At 68.2% G+C, this 13,230-nt stretch carries 12 protein-coding genes; 5 read left to right on the top strand and 7 right to left on the bottom strand.

Translation table 11 applies throughout. From position 1 onward, the window contains the following. Positions 1-10 precede the first annotated feature (10 nt). Positions 11-838: a 3-methyl-2-oxobutanoate hydroxymethyltransferase gene (panB, locus tag HSX14_RS11415; protein ID WP_173179488.1), complete on the top strand. Its 828-nt coding sequence runs from the start codon at positions 11-13 to the stop codon at positions 836-838. 40 nt (positions 839-878) lie between these two features. On the opposite strand, the gene HSX14_RS11410 is transcribed toward panB, so the two are convergent. The 3 genes from HSX14_RS11410 to HSX14_RS11400 all read right to left on the bottom strand — a co-directional run bounded on the left by HSX14_RS11410 (position 879) and on the right by HSX14_RS11400 (position 6,457). Continuing rightward, a complete protein-coding gene (locus HSX14_RS11410) occupies positions 879-1,886 on the bottom strand; it encodes an HD-GYP domain-containing protein (protein ID WP_173179490.1) in 1,008 nt (335 codons plus the stop codon). Then, positions 1,883-5,581, bottom strand: a complete 3,699-nt coding sequence (locus HSX14_RS11405) for a PAS domain S-box protein (RefSeq protein WP_173179492.1) — start codon at positions 5,579-5,581, stop codon at positions 1,883-1,885. Before HSX14_RS11405 ends, HSX14_RS11410 begins: the two co-directional genes overlap by 4 nt. A 150-nt stretch (positions 5,582-5,731) precedes the next feature. Beyond that, entirely contained in the window at positions 5,732-6,457 is a 726-nt protein-coding gene (locus HSX14_RS11400) for a dienelactone hydrolase family protein (protein WP_173179494.1), read from the bottom strand. Between the two features lie 264 nt (positions 6,458-6,721). On the opposite strand from HSX14_RS11400, the gene HSX14_RS11395 reads away from it, so the two are divergent. Together HSX14_RS11395 and HSX14_RS11390 are read left to right on the top strand one after the other, a co-directional pair. After that, positions 6,722-7,324 carry a hypothetical protein gene (locus tag HSX14_RS11395; RefSeq protein ID WP_173179496.1) on the top strand — a complete coding sequence of 201 codons (603 nt, stop codon included), beginning with the start codon at positions 6,722-6,724 and terminating at the stop codon, positions 7,322-7,324. Beyond that, the gene (locus HSX14_RS11390; RefSeq protein ID WP_173179498.1) at positions 7,321-7,908 is read left to right on the top strand and encodes a hypothetical protein; all 588 of its coding nucleotides are present in this window, start codon (positions 7,321-7,323) and stop codon (positions 7,906-7,908) included. The genes HSX14_RS11395 and HSX14_RS11390 overlap by 4 nt, the downstream gene beginning before the upstream one ends. 196 nt (positions 7,909-8,104) lie before the next feature. On the opposite strand, the gene htpG is transcribed toward HSX14_RS11390, so the two are convergent. From htpG to HSX14_RS11370, 4 genes are all read right to left on the bottom strand, one after another. Beyond that, the gene (gene htpG, locus HSX14_RS11385) at positions 8,105-10,009 is read right to left on the bottom strand and encodes a molecular chaperone HtpG (protein WP_173179500.1); all 1,905 of its coding nucleotides are present in this window, start codon (positions 10,007-10,009) and stop codon (positions 8,105-8,107) included. A gap of 135 nt (positions 10,010-10,144) precedes the next feature. Then, positions 10,145-11,392 (bottom strand): MFS transporter, encoded by a 1,248-nt coding sequence (locus HSX14_RS11380; protein WP_173179502.1) that lies wholly within the window; start codon positions 11,390-11,392, stop codon positions 10,145-10,147. A gap of 47 nt (positions 11,393-11,439) precedes the next feature. After that, entirely contained in the window at positions 11,440-11,883 is a 444-nt protein-coding gene (locus tag HSX14_RS11375; protein WP_111262884.1) for a PaaI family thioesterase, read from the bottom strand. Next, complete coding sequence (locus HSX14_RS11370; RefSeq protein ID WP_173179504.1) at positions 11,880-12,335, bottom strand: PaaI family thioesterase; 456 nt, start codon at positions 12,333-12,335, stop codon at positions 11,880-11,882. Before HSX14_RS11370 ends, HSX14_RS11375 begins: the two co-directional genes overlap by 4 nt. A 137-nt stretch (positions 12,336-12,472) precedes the next feature. Between HSX14_RS11370 and HSX14_RS11365 the strand changes: the two genes are divergently transcribed. After that, on the top strand, positions 12,473-12,706 hold the full coding sequence (locus tag HSX14_RS11365; protein WP_173179506.1) for a hypothetical protein: 234 nt from the start codon (positions 12,473-12,475) through the stop codon (positions 12,704-12,706). Between the two features lie 130 nt (positions 12,707-12,836). Continuing rightward, the gene (locus HSX14_RS11360) at positions 12,837-13,127 is read left to right on the top strand and encodes a hypothetical protein (protein WP_173179508.1); all 291 of its coding nucleotides are present in this window, start codon (positions 12,837-12,839) and stop codon (positions 13,125-13,127) included. The last annotated feature ends 103 nt before the right edge of the window (positions 13,128-13,230 follow it).

The following is a 13,230-nucleotide window of genomic DNA, read 5'->3' as shown; positions in this document are numbered from 1 at the left end:
GGAGCCTTTCATGAGCACCCATTGCCCCATCGCCCGACTCACCGTCCCGGCCATCCGCCAGCGCAAGGGCGCCGGCAGCCTGGTGGCGCTGACCGCCTACAGCACGCCGATGGCGCGCTGGGTGGACGCCCAAGCGGACCTGATCATCGTCGGCGACTCCGTCGGCATGGTGCTCTATGGCATGCCCAGCACGCTGGGCGTGACCCTGGAGATGATGATCGCCCACGGCCAGGCGGTGATGCGGGGTTCCAGCCGCGCCTGCGTGGCGGTGGACCTGCCCTTCGGCAGCTACCAGGCCAGCCCCGAGCAGGCCTTCGTCAACGCCGCGCGGCTGCTGCGCGAAACCGGTGCCCCGGCGGTGAAGCTCGAAGGCGGCGAAGAGCTGGCCGCCACGGTGGAGTTCCTGGTGCGCCGGGGCGTGCCGGTGCTGGCCCATGTCGGGCTGATGCCGCAGCAGGTCAACGCCATGGGCGGCTTCAAGGCCCAGGGACTGGACGCCGCCGGCGCCGGACGGATACGCCGCGACGCCCTGGCGATGCAGGCGGCCGGCGCCTTCGCGGTGGTCGTCGAGGGGACCGCCGAGCCATTGGCGCGGCAGCTGACCGAGGAGCTGGCGATCCCCACCATCGGCATCGGCGCCTCGCCCGCCTGCGACGGCCAGGTGCTGGTGAGCGAGGACGTGCTGGGCCTGTTCGGCGACTACCAGCCGCGCTTCGTCAAGCGCTACGCGGAGCTGGCGCCGCAGATCGAACGGGCGCTGGCGGCCTATGCCGGGGATGTTCGTGCGGGGCGGTTCCCGGAGCCTGGCCATTGTTTCGGGGTGAAGGCGGCGGGCTGAGGCGGAGGGCCGCCCGGCCCGCCCTGCGGCACCCGGGCGGCTACTGCACCTGCCCTTCCGCCCAGCGCTCCTTCACTTCCAGGACGGCCGGCATCTGGCTGATGAACAGTTCCACCAGGCTCGGATCGAAGTGCCTGCCGCTCTGCTCGCGCAGGAGCGCGATGGCGTCCTCCACCGACCAGGCCCGCTTGTAGGGGCGTTCGCTGGTAAGGGCATCGAAGACGTCGGCGATGGCGACGATGCGCCCTTCGATGGCGATCTCCTCGCCCCGCAGGCCATTGGGGTAGCCGCTGCCATCCCATTTCTCGTGGTGGGTCAGGGCGATGACGCGGGCCATGCGCAGCAGCCCGCTGGGGTGCTCGCCGATGATCTCGGCGCCGATGCGTACGTGCTCGCGCATCACCTGCCACTCCTCGTCATCCAGCTTGCCGGGCTTGCGCAGCACGGCGTCGGGGATGCCGATCTTGCCCACGTCGTGCATCGGCGCGGCGTTGAGCAGGTCTTCGCAGGCCGACTCGCTCCACCCCAGGGCGCGGGCGAGGATGCGGGCGTAATGGCTCATGCGGATGACGTGCAGGCCGGTCTCGTTGTCCTTGTACTCGGCGGCCAGGCCCAGGCGCTGGACGATCTGCAGGCGCGTCTGCTTGAGCTCGTCGAGGCGCACCAGGGACAGGTGCGTACGCACCCGGGCCTTGACGATGGGTGGGCTCACCGGCTTGGTGATGTAGTCCACCGCACCGACCTCGAAGCCCCGCGCCTCGTCCTCGACGTCGGCCAGGGCGGTGACGAAGATCACCGGGATGGTGCGGGTCGCGGGGTCGGCCTTGAGCCGCGCGCAGACCTCGTGGCCGGTCATGCCCGGCATCATCACGTCCAGCAGCACCAGGTCCGGTGCCTCGCGCCCGGCCAGCTCCAGGGCCTTGGCCCCGTCCTTGGCGAACAGCAGGCGGTAGTCGTCCTGGAGGATGTGCCGCAGCACCTGGAGGTTGGTGGGCTCGTCGTCCACCAGCAGCAGGCAGAGGCGGTTGTCCGGGGTGGTAGCGGTCATGCGGAAATCTCTCCCGTCTCGAGCCAGGCCAGCAGGTCGTGGAGGTGCCGCAGCGCCTGGTCGAAGTCGAAATCATCCATGGCGCCCTGCAGGTCCTGCAAGCGCGAATGCCCGGGCCGGCCTTCCAGCCCCTGGCGCAGGGTCTCCAGCGCGGCGTCGTCCAGCCCGCCACGCTCGAGTTCCTGAGCCAGGGCGCGGCCGGCCTGGATCAGGGGGGTGAGGTCCACCGGGCCCGAGGCGACCGGCACCGCGGCGCTGCCGGGGAACAGCGGCAGCGCGTCGCGCACGGTGTCCAGCACCCGCTCCAGGGTGTGCAGCAGCGGCTCCAGCTCGGCCACCTTGCCGGCCAGCCCGCAGCGCTCCAGGTCACCGGCGCAGCTGGCCATCTGGCCCAGGCCGAGGTTGGCGGCGGCGCCGCGCAGGCGGTGGGCGATGGCCGCCACATCCGCCAGGGCCTGGCGTTCCAGCGCCGCGCGCAGCTGGGCGAGCAGGTCGTCCTGCTCCTTGAGGAAACGGGCGATGGCGGCGGCCATCTGCACCGGGCCGCCCCAGAGGTCCTTGCCGCGGTTCCAGTCGAACAGCGCGGCCACCTCGCGCTCCAGGGGCACGGTATCGATGACGGCGGCCTGGCGGCCCTCCAGCAGGCGGGCCATCTCGGCCATGAGATCAGGGACGTCCAGGGGTTTGCTGGCGAAGCCGTTCATGCCGGCGTCGAGGGCGTTCTGCCGGTCACGGTCGAGCACGCTGGCGGTCAGGGCGATGATGGGCACCGGCGGGCGCCCTTCGCGGCGTTCGAAGCCGCGGATCAGGCTGGTGGCTTCCAGGCCGTCCATGCCGGGCATCTGCACGTCCATCAGCACCAGGTCGAAGGCTTGCGCGGCAAAGGCCTCGACCGCCGCGCGGCCATCGGTGACGCCACTGACTTCGTGACCGAGGCGCTTGAGGTTGATTTCCAGCAGTTCGAGGTTCTGCGCCACATCGTCGGCGGCGAGGATGCGCAGGCGCGGCAGCACCGGGATCGCCACCGGGCGCTGCTCGCCCTGGCGCACCTGGGCGCCACGGCCGAGGGGGACTTCGACGGTGAATACGCTGCCCTCGCCTTCGCGGCTCTGCACGCGGATGTGCCCGCCCATGAGTTCCACCAGCTGCCGGGAGATGGTGGTGCCCAGGCCCGTGCCGCCGAAGCGACGGCTCATGGAGGCGTCGGCCTGGGCGAAGGGGTCGAAGATCTTTTCCAGGCGGTCCTCGGCGATGCCGATGCCGGTGTCGTGGATGGCCAGGCGCAGGGCGCCGGGGGCACCGTCCACCACCAGGCGCACCTGGCCACGCTCGGTGAACTTGACGGCGTTGCCCAGCAGGTTGGTGATCACCTGCTGCAGGCGCAGCGCGTCACCCTTGAAGAAGTCGCCCAGGTGCGCGGCGTAGTCCAGGTGCAGTGCCAGGCCCTTCTTCTCGGCGCCCAGGCGCTGGGCCGCGCAGACCTGTTCGCAGAGCTCGCGCAGGGAAAAGTCCAGGTGCTCCAGCTCGATGGCGCCGCGATCCAGCTTGGCGGTGTCGAGGATGTCGTTGAGCAGCCCCAGGAGCGAGCGCGAGGAGTGCTGCACGGTGCGCAGGTGGCGGCGCTGGCTCTCGCTCAGCGGTGTGTCCAGGAGCAGTTCGGAGAAGCCGATGATGGCGTTCATCGGCGTGCGGATCTCGTGGCTCATGTTGGCCAGGAAGCTGCTGCGCGCCGCCGCGGCCTGTTCGGCGCGGTCGCGGGCGTTGCGCAGGTCCTGCTCCATGATCCGCCGCGGGGTCAGGTCGGTGGCCAGCTTGAGCACCTTGAAGGGGCGCCCGTCGGCGTCGAGGATCGGGTTGTAGGTGGCCTGGATCCACACGTCCTGGCCGCCCTTGCCGAAGCGCCGGTATTCGCCGGAGCGGAACATGCCCTGGCGCAGGTCCTGCCAGAAGCGGGCATAGCGCTCGCTGGCCACCAGCTCGGGGTCGCAGAAGAGGCCGTGGTGCTGGCCGAGCAGTTCCTCGCGGGAATAGCCGAACAGGTCGAGGAAGTTCTCGTTGACCTCCAGCACGTGGCCGTCGAGGTCGTACTCGATCATCGCCATGGCCTTGCTGATGGCGTTGACCTTGCCTTCGTACTCGGCGTTGCGCAGCTTGGTCTCGGTCTGGTCCAGCAGCACGCCGTCGACCCAGCGCGCCTGGCCCTGTTCGTCGAGTTCGACGCTGCCGCTTTCCCACACCCAGTGCTCCTGGCCCTCGCGGTCCAGCAGGCGGTACTCGACCACATAGCTGCGGCCCTTGCGGGCGGCGTCGTAGACCTCGTCGGCGACGCGCTCGCGGTCGTCGGGGTGGATCAGTTGTGCGAGGGTGCGCTGGCGGGCGATGAAGTCCTCGGCCGGCCAGCCGGTGATGCGCTGCACCGCGTCGCTGATGAACAGGGTGGTCCAGTCGTCGTCCAGCAGGCAGCGGAAGGACACGCCGGGGATGTTGCGGATCAGCGAGCGGTATTGCTGTTCGCTGTCGCGCAGGGCGGCCTCCATGCCCTTGCGCTCGCTGATGTCGGCGACGAAGACCACGAACCAGGGCCGGCCCTCGCGGTGGGAGACGCCGAGGCTGAGGCGCACGGGGATCTCGCGGCCGTCACGGGTCAGCCCGACCAGCTCCAGCTCGGAGCCGGACAGGCGGCGCTCGCCGGTACTGCGGTACTGCTCCAGCGCGCGGTCCAGGTCCCGTGCGTAGGCGCTGGGCAGCAGCACGCTCATGTGCTGGCCGACCAGTTCCTCGGGCGTCCAGCCGAACAGGCCGAGCACCGCGTGGTTGACCGAACGCACCACGCCTTCGTCGTCGATGGTGAAGATGGCCTCGAAGGCCGCGTCCAGCAGCGAGGACAGGTGGCTGCGCCCGGCTTCCAGCTCGCGGAACAGGTGGCGATAGCGCAGCAGGCCATTGGCGGCGCCGACGAACACGCTGAGGGAGATGGTGGCCATGGCCACGGCCAGCGCCAGGTAGAAGCTGCCGCGCACGCCCTGGGGCATGGCGAACTCCTCGGTGCCGACGAAGCGCGCCGCCGCCATGCCGGTGTAGTGCATGCCGGCGATGGCGAGGCCCATCACGGTGCCGCTGACGACGATGGCCGGAACGCCGCCGAGGTGGCGGCGCAGGCCGAAGCGCACCCACAGGGCGATGATCGCCAGCACCACCGCCACCAGGATCGACAGGCCGAAGATCCAGGGGTCGTAGCGCAGCAGCGGGGCCATCTGCATCGCCGCCATGCCGCTGTAGTGCATGGCACCGATGCCGGCCCCCACCAGCACACCGCCGCCGATGAACTGCACGGCGCTGACCTGGTTGCGCGCCAGCAGGTTCAGCGCCACCCAGGAGGCGAACAGGCTGGGCAGCACCGAGAGCACGGTGACGGCCGGGTCGTAGCGCACCGCGGCGCACAGCTGGAAGGCCAGCATGCCGATGAAGTGCATGGCCCAGACGCCACCGCCCAGCGCGGCGGCGCCGGTGAAGATGGCCACCTGGCGATACAGGCGGCTGCTGCTGAGGCGCGCGACGCCAGCCAGTTGCAGGGCCATGCCGGAGGTGAAGATGGCGATCAGGACCGACAGCAGCACCATCCAGGGGTCGTGCTGGCCGAAGACCAGCAGGCTGGGCTGGTTGGCATCAAAGAAGAACGGGGACAGATCGGGCATCGAATCCGGGTCTCGCGGGCGGGGCGGGCGTCTGAAGAATCAACACGGTCGCGGCCCGTCAGTCAATGTCGGGCCGGCCAGTGGATACGCGCGCATGACCGGCAAAATGCCATCATCCGCGTGCGAATGCAAAACCACCTGTCCGACCGGTCAGGTGAAGACTTCGTCCAGCAATGCATCCATGGCCGCGAAGGCCCGCCGGGCGACCCGCGCATTGTATTCGGCGACGCCGGGGCGCTTGGCGTCCGGGTCGGTGAAGGAGTGCACGGCGCCGCCGTAGCTGAGCAGCTGCCAGTCGACCCCGGCGGCGCTCATTTCGGCGGCGAAGGCGGGCAGTTGCTCGCGGGGCACCAGTGGGTCGGCGGCGCCATCGAGCACCAGCACCGCGCCCTTGATGCGCCTGGCGGCGGCCGGGTCGGGCGTGTCCAGTGCGCCGTGGAAGGAGACGAAGGCCTTGAGGTCGGCCCCCGCGCGGGCCAACTCCAGGGCGCAGGTGCCACCGAAGCAGAAGCCGAAGGCGGCCTGGCGCTGAGGGTCGACCCTCACCGCGTGTTGCTCGCGCAGGGCCTGCAGCGCGGCGAGCATACGCCGGCGCAACAGTTCGCGGTCTTCCTTGAGCGGCGCCATGGCGGCCCCCGCTTCGTGGGCATCGGCAGGCCGCACCCCGGCGCCGTAGAGGTCGGCCACCAGCACCACCCTCCTCTCCTCGGCCACCTGGCGCGCGGTCTGGATGGCGCTTTCGGTGATGCCGAACCAGTTGGGTGCCATCAGCAGGCCCGGCCGTGGGTCTTCGACATTGGGGTCATAGACCAGTTGCCCCTCGAAGACCTGGCCGTCGACTTCATAGCTGATGGCGTGGGCGCGGATCTGACTCATGGATCACCTCTCATCGTGAAGGGGGACGGCCGTCCGCTCTGGCCTGGGGCTCCTGGCCCGAGCGAAGGAGCTTAGCCGCGCTTGGCGGCTAACGCACGGGTTGGATGGCGATGACGCGGCTGCCCGACGCCGTGAGCCCGATCGCGTTCCTGGCTCCGGGGTGGCGCTGCGACTTGCGGCACCGCCATCAGATTGGCATCATGCCGCCGCCGGTTTTCCGGCATCCATGACTTCCAACCGAATTCTTCTCACAAGGAGCGTGACATGAAGGGGCCTTTCGCCGCTGTCCTTCTTTCCCTGTCCCTGCTGGGTGGTTGCGTGACCGTGCCCCAGGGCACCGACTTCCCCGCCCCCGACAAAGCCGCCAGCCCTGCCCGGCAAAGCGTCGCCCTCGCCCGTGTCGAGGTGACCGACAAGACCTTCGTCAAGTGGAACGCCGGCAAGACCGAGTCCACCGGCATGACCCTGAGCCTGGGCAACTACCTCAAGGCCAGCAACCGCTTCAGCGACGTGCGCATGCCCGGGCAGGCCATCGCCCCGGACGACCAGGTGCTGTCGTTCAGCTTCGACACCTACAACGTCCACCGTCGTCCCTACGGCGGCTACTTCCCCTTCGCCATCGTGACCCTGACCGGCTACATCTGGTTCGGCGGCACCACCCACATCGACGAGTCCAACGTCAGCGGCCGCCTCCAGGTGAGCGACGCCCAGGGCAAGCTGCTCTACAGCTACCAGACCCGCCAGTACGGCGAGCGCAGCATTTCGCTCTACTCGCTGGGCCCGGTCAGTGGCGGCCCCGAACGCCAGGGCGCACTCGCCGACCTGCTCGACCAATACCAATCCGATCTTGGAAAACAAACGAAATGACCCACGTCCTGCGCATCACCACCCTCTTCCTGGGCCTGGCCCTGCTCACCGGCTGTGCCGGCTTCCGTTCGGGCGAGACCGAGAATCTCGGCAACTGGCCGCAAGCCGGGCAGCAGAAGCCCTCGCTGCGCTACGTGGTGGAAGGCAAGGTCAAGATGAACGACGTCGATGGCGCCGTGCAGCCGGCCACGGTGAAAGCCTGGTCGGACATCACCGGCAAGGCCTACAAGGAATCGAACCTGTTCTCCTCGGTCACCGAAGGCTTCGGTGACGCCGACATCACCGCCGAGGTGAAGGTGACCAACGACGGCCACGGCAGCATGGCGCTGGCCTTCATCAGCGGCCTGACCCTGATGGTGGTGCCGTCCACCGCCGAGGACCGCGTGATCACCCAGACCACCTACCGCAGCCGCGATGGCAAGGTGCTGGCCGAGGTGACCAAGCAGGACAGCGTGCGCACCTGGATGCAGATCCTGCTGTTCCCCGGCGTCGTGGTCGCCAACCCGTTCAGCAAGATCAACCAGATCCACTACGACAACAACAAGGCGAGCATCCTCGACGCCAGCAAGAACGGCGTGTTCTGACCCGCCCGCCATGCCATGAAGAAGGCCCGCAATTGCGGGCCTTTTTCGTTTGGGGTGATGGGCCGGCGACTGGGTGAGCCTGGGGCCTGGCAATCGCGGTTTCGCTGCGCTCCACCCACCCGACCACGAGCACCGTCATGCTGCGCCCATGAAAAAGGCCCGCTTGCGCGGGCCTTTCCGGGGAGCTTCACACGCCTCAGGCAGAGAGTTCCACCAGCAGCTTGTTCAGGCGGCGCACGTAGGCGGCCGGGTCCTTCAGGCTGTCGCCGGCGGCCAGGGCGGCCTGGTCGAAGAGGATGTGGGACAGCTCGCCGAAGCGCTCTTCATCCTGCTCGTTGTCCAGCTTCTCGATCAGCGGGTGGCTGGGGTTGAACTCGAAGATGGGCTTGGAGTCCGGCACCTTCTGCCCGCTGGCTTCGAGGATCTGGCGCATCTGCAGGCCCAGGTCCTGCTCGCCGATGGCGAGGATCGCCGGGGAGTCGGTCAGGCGGTGCGAGACGCGCACTTCCGAGACGTCATCGCCGAGGGCGGCCTTGAGACGCTCGACCAGCCCTTCCTTGGCCTTGGCGACTTCTTCCTGGGCCTTCTTGTCCTCTTCCGAGTCCAGCTTGCCGAGGTCGAGGTCACCGCGTGCCACGTCAGCGAAGTGCTTGCCGTCGAACTCGGTGAGGTAGCTCATCAGCCACTCGTCGATGCGGTCGGTGAGCAGCAGCACTTCGATGCCTTTCTTGCGGAAGACTTCCAGGTGCGGGCTGTTCTTCACCTGGGCGTAGGATTCGCCGGTGAGGAAGTAGACCTTGTCCTGGCCTTCCTTCATGCGGCCGATGTAGTCGGCCAGGGAGACGCTCTGCTCGCCGCTTTCGTCGCTGGTGGAGGCGAAGCGCAGCAGGCCGGCGATCTTCTCCTTGTTGGCGAAGTCCTCCGCCGGGCCTTCCTTGAGGACCTGGCCGAAGTTCTTCCAGAAGCCCTTGTATTGCTCGGGCTCGTTCTTGGCCAGTTTCTCCAGCATGTCCAGCACGCGCTTGGTCAGCGCCGACTTCATGGAGTCGATCACCGGGCCGCTCTGGAGGATCTCGCGGGAGACGTTCAGGGACAGGTCGTTGGAGTCCACCACGCCCTTGATGAAGCGCATGTACAGGGGCAGGAACTGTTCGGCCTGATCCATGATGAACACGCGCTGGACGTAGAGCTTGAGGCCTCGCGGCGCTTCACGCTGGTACAGGTCGAACGGCGCGCGGGCCGGGACGTACAGCAGGGAGGTGTATTCCAGCTTGCCCTCGACCTTGTTGTGGCTCCAGGACAGCGGGTTCTCGAAGTCGTGGGCGACGTGCTTGTAGAACTCCTGGTATTCCTCGTCCTTCACCTCGGTGCGCGGACGGGTCCACAGGGCGCTGGCGCGGTTGACGGTCTCCCACTCGGGCTCGGCCGGCTTGTCCTTCTCTTCGCCGTAGTGCTCCTTCGGCAGTTCGATGGGCAGGGCGATGTGGTCGGAGTATTTCTTGATGACGTTGCGCAGGCGCCAGCCATCTGCGAACTCTTCCTCGCCGGCTTTCAGGTGCAGGACGATGCGGGTGCCGCGCTCGGCCTTCTCGACGCTGGCGATGTCGAACTCGCCCTCGCCTTTCGACGACCAGTGCACGCCCTCGGCGGCGGAGAGGCCGGCGCGACGGGTGAACACGTCCACCTTGTCGGCGACGATGAAGGCGGAGTAGAAGCCCACGCCGAACTGGCCGATCAGGTGCGAGTCCTTCTTCTGGTCGCCCGACAGGTTCTTCAGGAAGTCGGCGGTGCCGGACTTGGCGATGGTGCCCAGGTGGGCGATGACTTCATCGCGGCTCATGCCGATGCCGTTGTCTTCGAGAGTGACGGTCTTGGCGTCCTTGTCGAAGCTCACGCGGATCTTCAGCTCGGCACCGCCTTCGAGCAGCTCCGGCTTGGCCAGCGCTTCGAAACGCAGCTTGTCGGCGGCGTCGGAGGCGTTGGAGATCAGCTCGCGCAGGAAGATTTCCTTGTTGGAGTACAAGGAATGGATCATCAGGTGAAGCAGTTGCTTCACTTCGGTCTGGAAGCCCAGGGTTTCTTTTTGAGTCTCCACACTCATGGTCGTCTAACTCCACGGATGATATAGGCCGCGACTGCGGCGGATGTCACCCAGATGGGGGCTTGCTGTTCAATTTCAAGGGCTTGCATGGAGGGCGTCGACGACCGCCCGGGCGGGCGGCCGTGACGGCGGGGGTCAGGGCTCGAGCAGCTCGATGCGGGCGATCTCTTCGGGGCGCAGCACGAAGCTGGCCTCGCCCTGCCCGGAGATGTTGCGGCGGATGATGATCTGGCCGGCACCGTTGATGCCGTTGAAGCGCCCTTCGGCCAGGCTGCCACGCTGGGTCTGCACGCGCATGGCGAGGTTCTGGTAGTGGTTGGGGTTGTTCAGCAGACGCTCCAGGGAGAAACGCTGGCGCCGGTCGGCCGGACGCGAGGTGCGTTCGGCCGGGGCGGCCTCGGCCTTGGCGCTGGCGGTCTCGGGCTTGGCTTCGACCGCTGGCAAGGCCGGGAAGCGGTCGCCTCGGATGGCCCAGCCGCGCAGGTCGCTGCGGATGAACTGCAGCGGCAGGCGCTGGGCGGTGCCGTCGATGCGGGCGTCGACTTCCAGCTCCAGTTCGCGCGCGGGCAGGCTGGCGGTCGGCAGCCGCGCCACTTCGACCTGGCGGGTGGCGAAACGGCGCTGCAGGTAGTCGCGAGCGACGTAGTGCAGGGTGTCCATGGAGTCGTGGCGCAGGTCGACCTGCCCGTCCCGGTAGCGCAGGCGGTCGGTGAACAGCTCGACCTCACCGCTCAGGGTGGTGTGGAACTGCGGCGGCAGCACCAGGTGGAAGGCACCGGCGAGGGTGTTCGGGCCGCGCCGCTTGAGGTCCAGGTGCAGGGTGTAGCCCTTGCCCAGGCGTCGCGCCTCGGGCAGCTCCTGCTCGGGCAGCAGCCAGCTGATCTCGACCTCGGGCTTGCTGCCGGCGTCTTCGGGCAGCACGTCCAGGCGCAGTTCGTCCCCGGGTTGCAGGCCCAGGCGGATGCTCACCTCGCGGCGGGCGAAGAAGTCCTGGCCTTCGCGCAGGCTGAGCACACCATCGATGAGCTCGGCCTGCTGCGGCTGGAAGGGCTGGCCGTTGAGCTCGCCGCGCAGGTCGATGGCCAGTTCGCTCGGCGCCTTGCGCTCGCCCTTGAGCCATTCGAGGCTGACCAGGGCGTGCAGGCGCTCGGGGTCGCGGTTGGCCAGGAGGGTCAGCCCGACGATCAGCGGGATGACGCCGAGGGCCGCGAGCATCACCGCCTTGCGCGCGGTGCGCCAGTGCGCGGCGATGTAGCCGAGGGTGAGCGGCGGCAACAGGCTGCCGATCCCCCACAGCAGGCTGGTACCGAAGGCGAGCATGACCAGCCAGACGAGGCCGGCGAGGATCAGCAGCAGCCCGCCGAGTATCAGTAGTGCATCCATCCAGGATTCCTTGGTGCATGACCGGGCGTATCGCACCCGGCCAGGGGTCAGGGTTCGTCGACCTTGAAGTGGGCGCGGGCGGTGGCGATGGGCTCGGTCTGGTTGGTCTGCCAGGCGGTGATGGCGACGTTGGCGACGCGACGGCCTTGTCGCCAGACCTGGCAGGTGGCGAAGGTGTCACGATAGTGCCCGGCGCGTAGGTAATCTATCGAGAAGTCGATGATTTTGGGCAAATGTGGAATGCCCATGAACATCAGCAGGTGGAGCATCGCGGCGTGCTCCATGAAGCCGGCGATCACGCCGCCGTGGATGGCCGGCAGGGTCGGGTTGCCGATGTTGTCCTTGTTGGCCGGCAGGCGGAACACCATGTCCTCTCCCAGGCGCAGGCATTCGATGCCCAGCAGCTTGGCGTAGGGGATCAGGCACACCAGCGAGTCGTAGTCGTTCTTCTCGTGGGCTTCACGTACCAGGGCGTCGAGATCGAGCTTCATGCCGCGCTCCCCTTCTTCAGCTGGCTGGGCTTGCCCATGCGCATGAAGGCGCCGACCACATGGGCGATGGGCTGCTCCGGGTCGTCCTGGTAGGCATAGCCGCGGGTGAAGATGACGTTGGGCGTGACGCGGTAGCACTCGGCGAAACCGAAGACGTCCTTGTTCGGCTCGGCCGGGTGCATGTAGTCGATGCGCAGGTCGAGGGTCGGGCAGATCTCGAACTCCGGGAGCACGCAGACGGTGGAGATGCCGCAGGTGGTGTCCATCAGGGTGGTGATGGCGCCGCCATGGATGACGCCGGTTTCCGGGTTGCCGATGATCCGCTCGCTGTAGGGCAGGCACAGGGTCAGGCCCCGGCTGTCGGCATCGTGCACGCGCAGGCCGAGCACCTGGCAGTGGCGCAGCACGGACAGGAAGCGCTGGGCATTGTCGAGAATGGGGTTGTCGCTCATCCGGTGGTTCCATGGCGTTGGCGTGAAGGCGCGCATGATACCGCGCGGCCCGCCGCCGGGGCGATCCGGCTGAACTTCCGGGGCACAGGGGGACTCGAAAGCTCGTCGTGCAACAACCCAGACCAAGGAGACCCCCCATGCACAAGTCCTATGCCTATGCCCTGCTGATCGCCGCGAGCCTGGGCCTCGCCGCCTGCGACAAACCCGCTGACGACAAGGCCGCCCAGCCGAGCGAAACCCCGCCCGCCGCCACCCAGCCGGCACCTGGCGGTGCCCCGCAGACCCCGGCTCCGGCCCCCTCCGCCCCGGCTGCGCCGAGCACCGCACCGGAAGCCGCCCCGCAGGGTGGCCAGCCCAGCGGCCAGCAGTAACAGCGGCAGCCGCCAGCCCTTGCGCCATGCGGGCTGGCGGCAACCCGAGGAACTAAAGCAAAACGCCTGGGCTCCAAACGGCACGCGATGAGGCCACTCATCCCGCCCCTAGAGAACCAGGAGACATACCGTGCTCAATCCCCTTCCCTATGCCCTGATCCTGGCCGTGACCCTCGGCCTGGCAGCCTGCGAAAAGACCCCGGAAGACAAGATGGAAGCGGCCAAGGAATCGGCATCCGAAGCCATGGAATCCCTGGGCGACGCGGCGAAGGAAAGCGGCGAGGCGGCCGAACGGAAGGCCGCCCCGATCACCGGTCACGAACCCACCGCCGGCGAGAAGGCCGAAGAGGCCGCCGATGACATCGGGGGTGCGGTGGAAGGCGCCGGCGACGAAGCCAAGGACGCCATCGACGGCAAGTGACCCCAGGCTCCATCCCCAAACGCAAAGGCCCGCATCATGCGGGCCTTCTCGTATCTGCCGGGTGCCAGTCGGTCGCCCCCGCCTGCGCGGGGGTGACGATGAG

The organism is Pseudomonas tohonis (assembly GCF_012767755.2).
Taxonomy (GTDB): domain Bacteria; phylum Pseudomonadota; class Gammaproteobacteria; order Pseudomonadales; family Pseudomonadaceae; genus Metapseudomonas; species Metapseudomonas tohonis.
This window is presented reverse-complemented; position numbering and strand designations above follow the sequence as displayed.

What these genes read in the sequence shown, in the direction of transcription:
- panB (WP_173179488.1), top strand. Translation starts at nt 11, where the DNA reads ATGAGCACCCATTGCCCCATCGCCCGACTCACCGTCCCGGCCATCCGC.
- HSX14_RS11410 (WP_173179490.1), bottom strand. Translation starts at nt 1,886, where the DNA reads ATGACCGCTACCACCCCGGACAACCGCCTCTGCCTGCTGCTGGTGGAC.
- HSX14_RS11405 (WP_173179492.1), bottom strand. Translation starts at nt 5,581, where the DNA reads ATGCCCGATCTGTCCCCGTTCTTCTTTGATGCCAACCAGCCCAGCCTG.
- HSX14_RS11400 (WP_173179494.1), bottom strand. Translation starts at nt 6,457, where the DNA reads ATGAGTCAGATCCGCGCCCACGCCATCAGCTATGAAGTCGACGGCCAG.
- HSX14_RS11395 (WP_173179496.1), top strand. Translation starts at nt 6,722, where the DNA reads ATGAAGGGGCCTTTCGCCGCTGTCCTTCTTTCCCTGTCCCTGCTGGGT.
- HSX14_RS11390 (WP_173179498.1), top strand. Translation starts at nt 7,321, where the DNA reads ATGACCCACGTCCTGCGCATCACCACCCTCTTCCTGGGCCTGGCCCTG.
- htpG (WP_173179500.1), bottom strand. Translation starts at nt 10,009, where the DNA reads ATGAGTGTGGAGACTCAAAAAGAAACCCTGGGCTTCCAGACCGAAGTG.
- HSX14_RS11380 (WP_173179502.1), bottom strand. Translation starts at nt 11,392, where the DNA reads ATGGATGCACTACTGATACTCGGCGGGCTGCTGCTGATCCTCGCCGGC.
- HSX14_RS11375 (WP_111262884.1), bottom strand. Translation starts at nt 11,883, where the DNA reads ATGAAGCTCGATCTCGACGCCCTGGTACGTGAAGCCCACGAGAAGAAC.
- HSX14_RS11370 (WP_173179504.1), bottom strand. Translation starts at nt 12,335, where the DNA reads ATGAGCGACAACCCCATTCTCGACAATGCCCAGCGCTTCCTGTCCGTG.
- HSX14_RS11365 (WP_173179506.1), top strand. Translation starts at nt 12,473, where the DNA reads ATGCACAAGTCCTATGCCTATGCCCTGCTGATCGCCGCGAGCCTGGGC.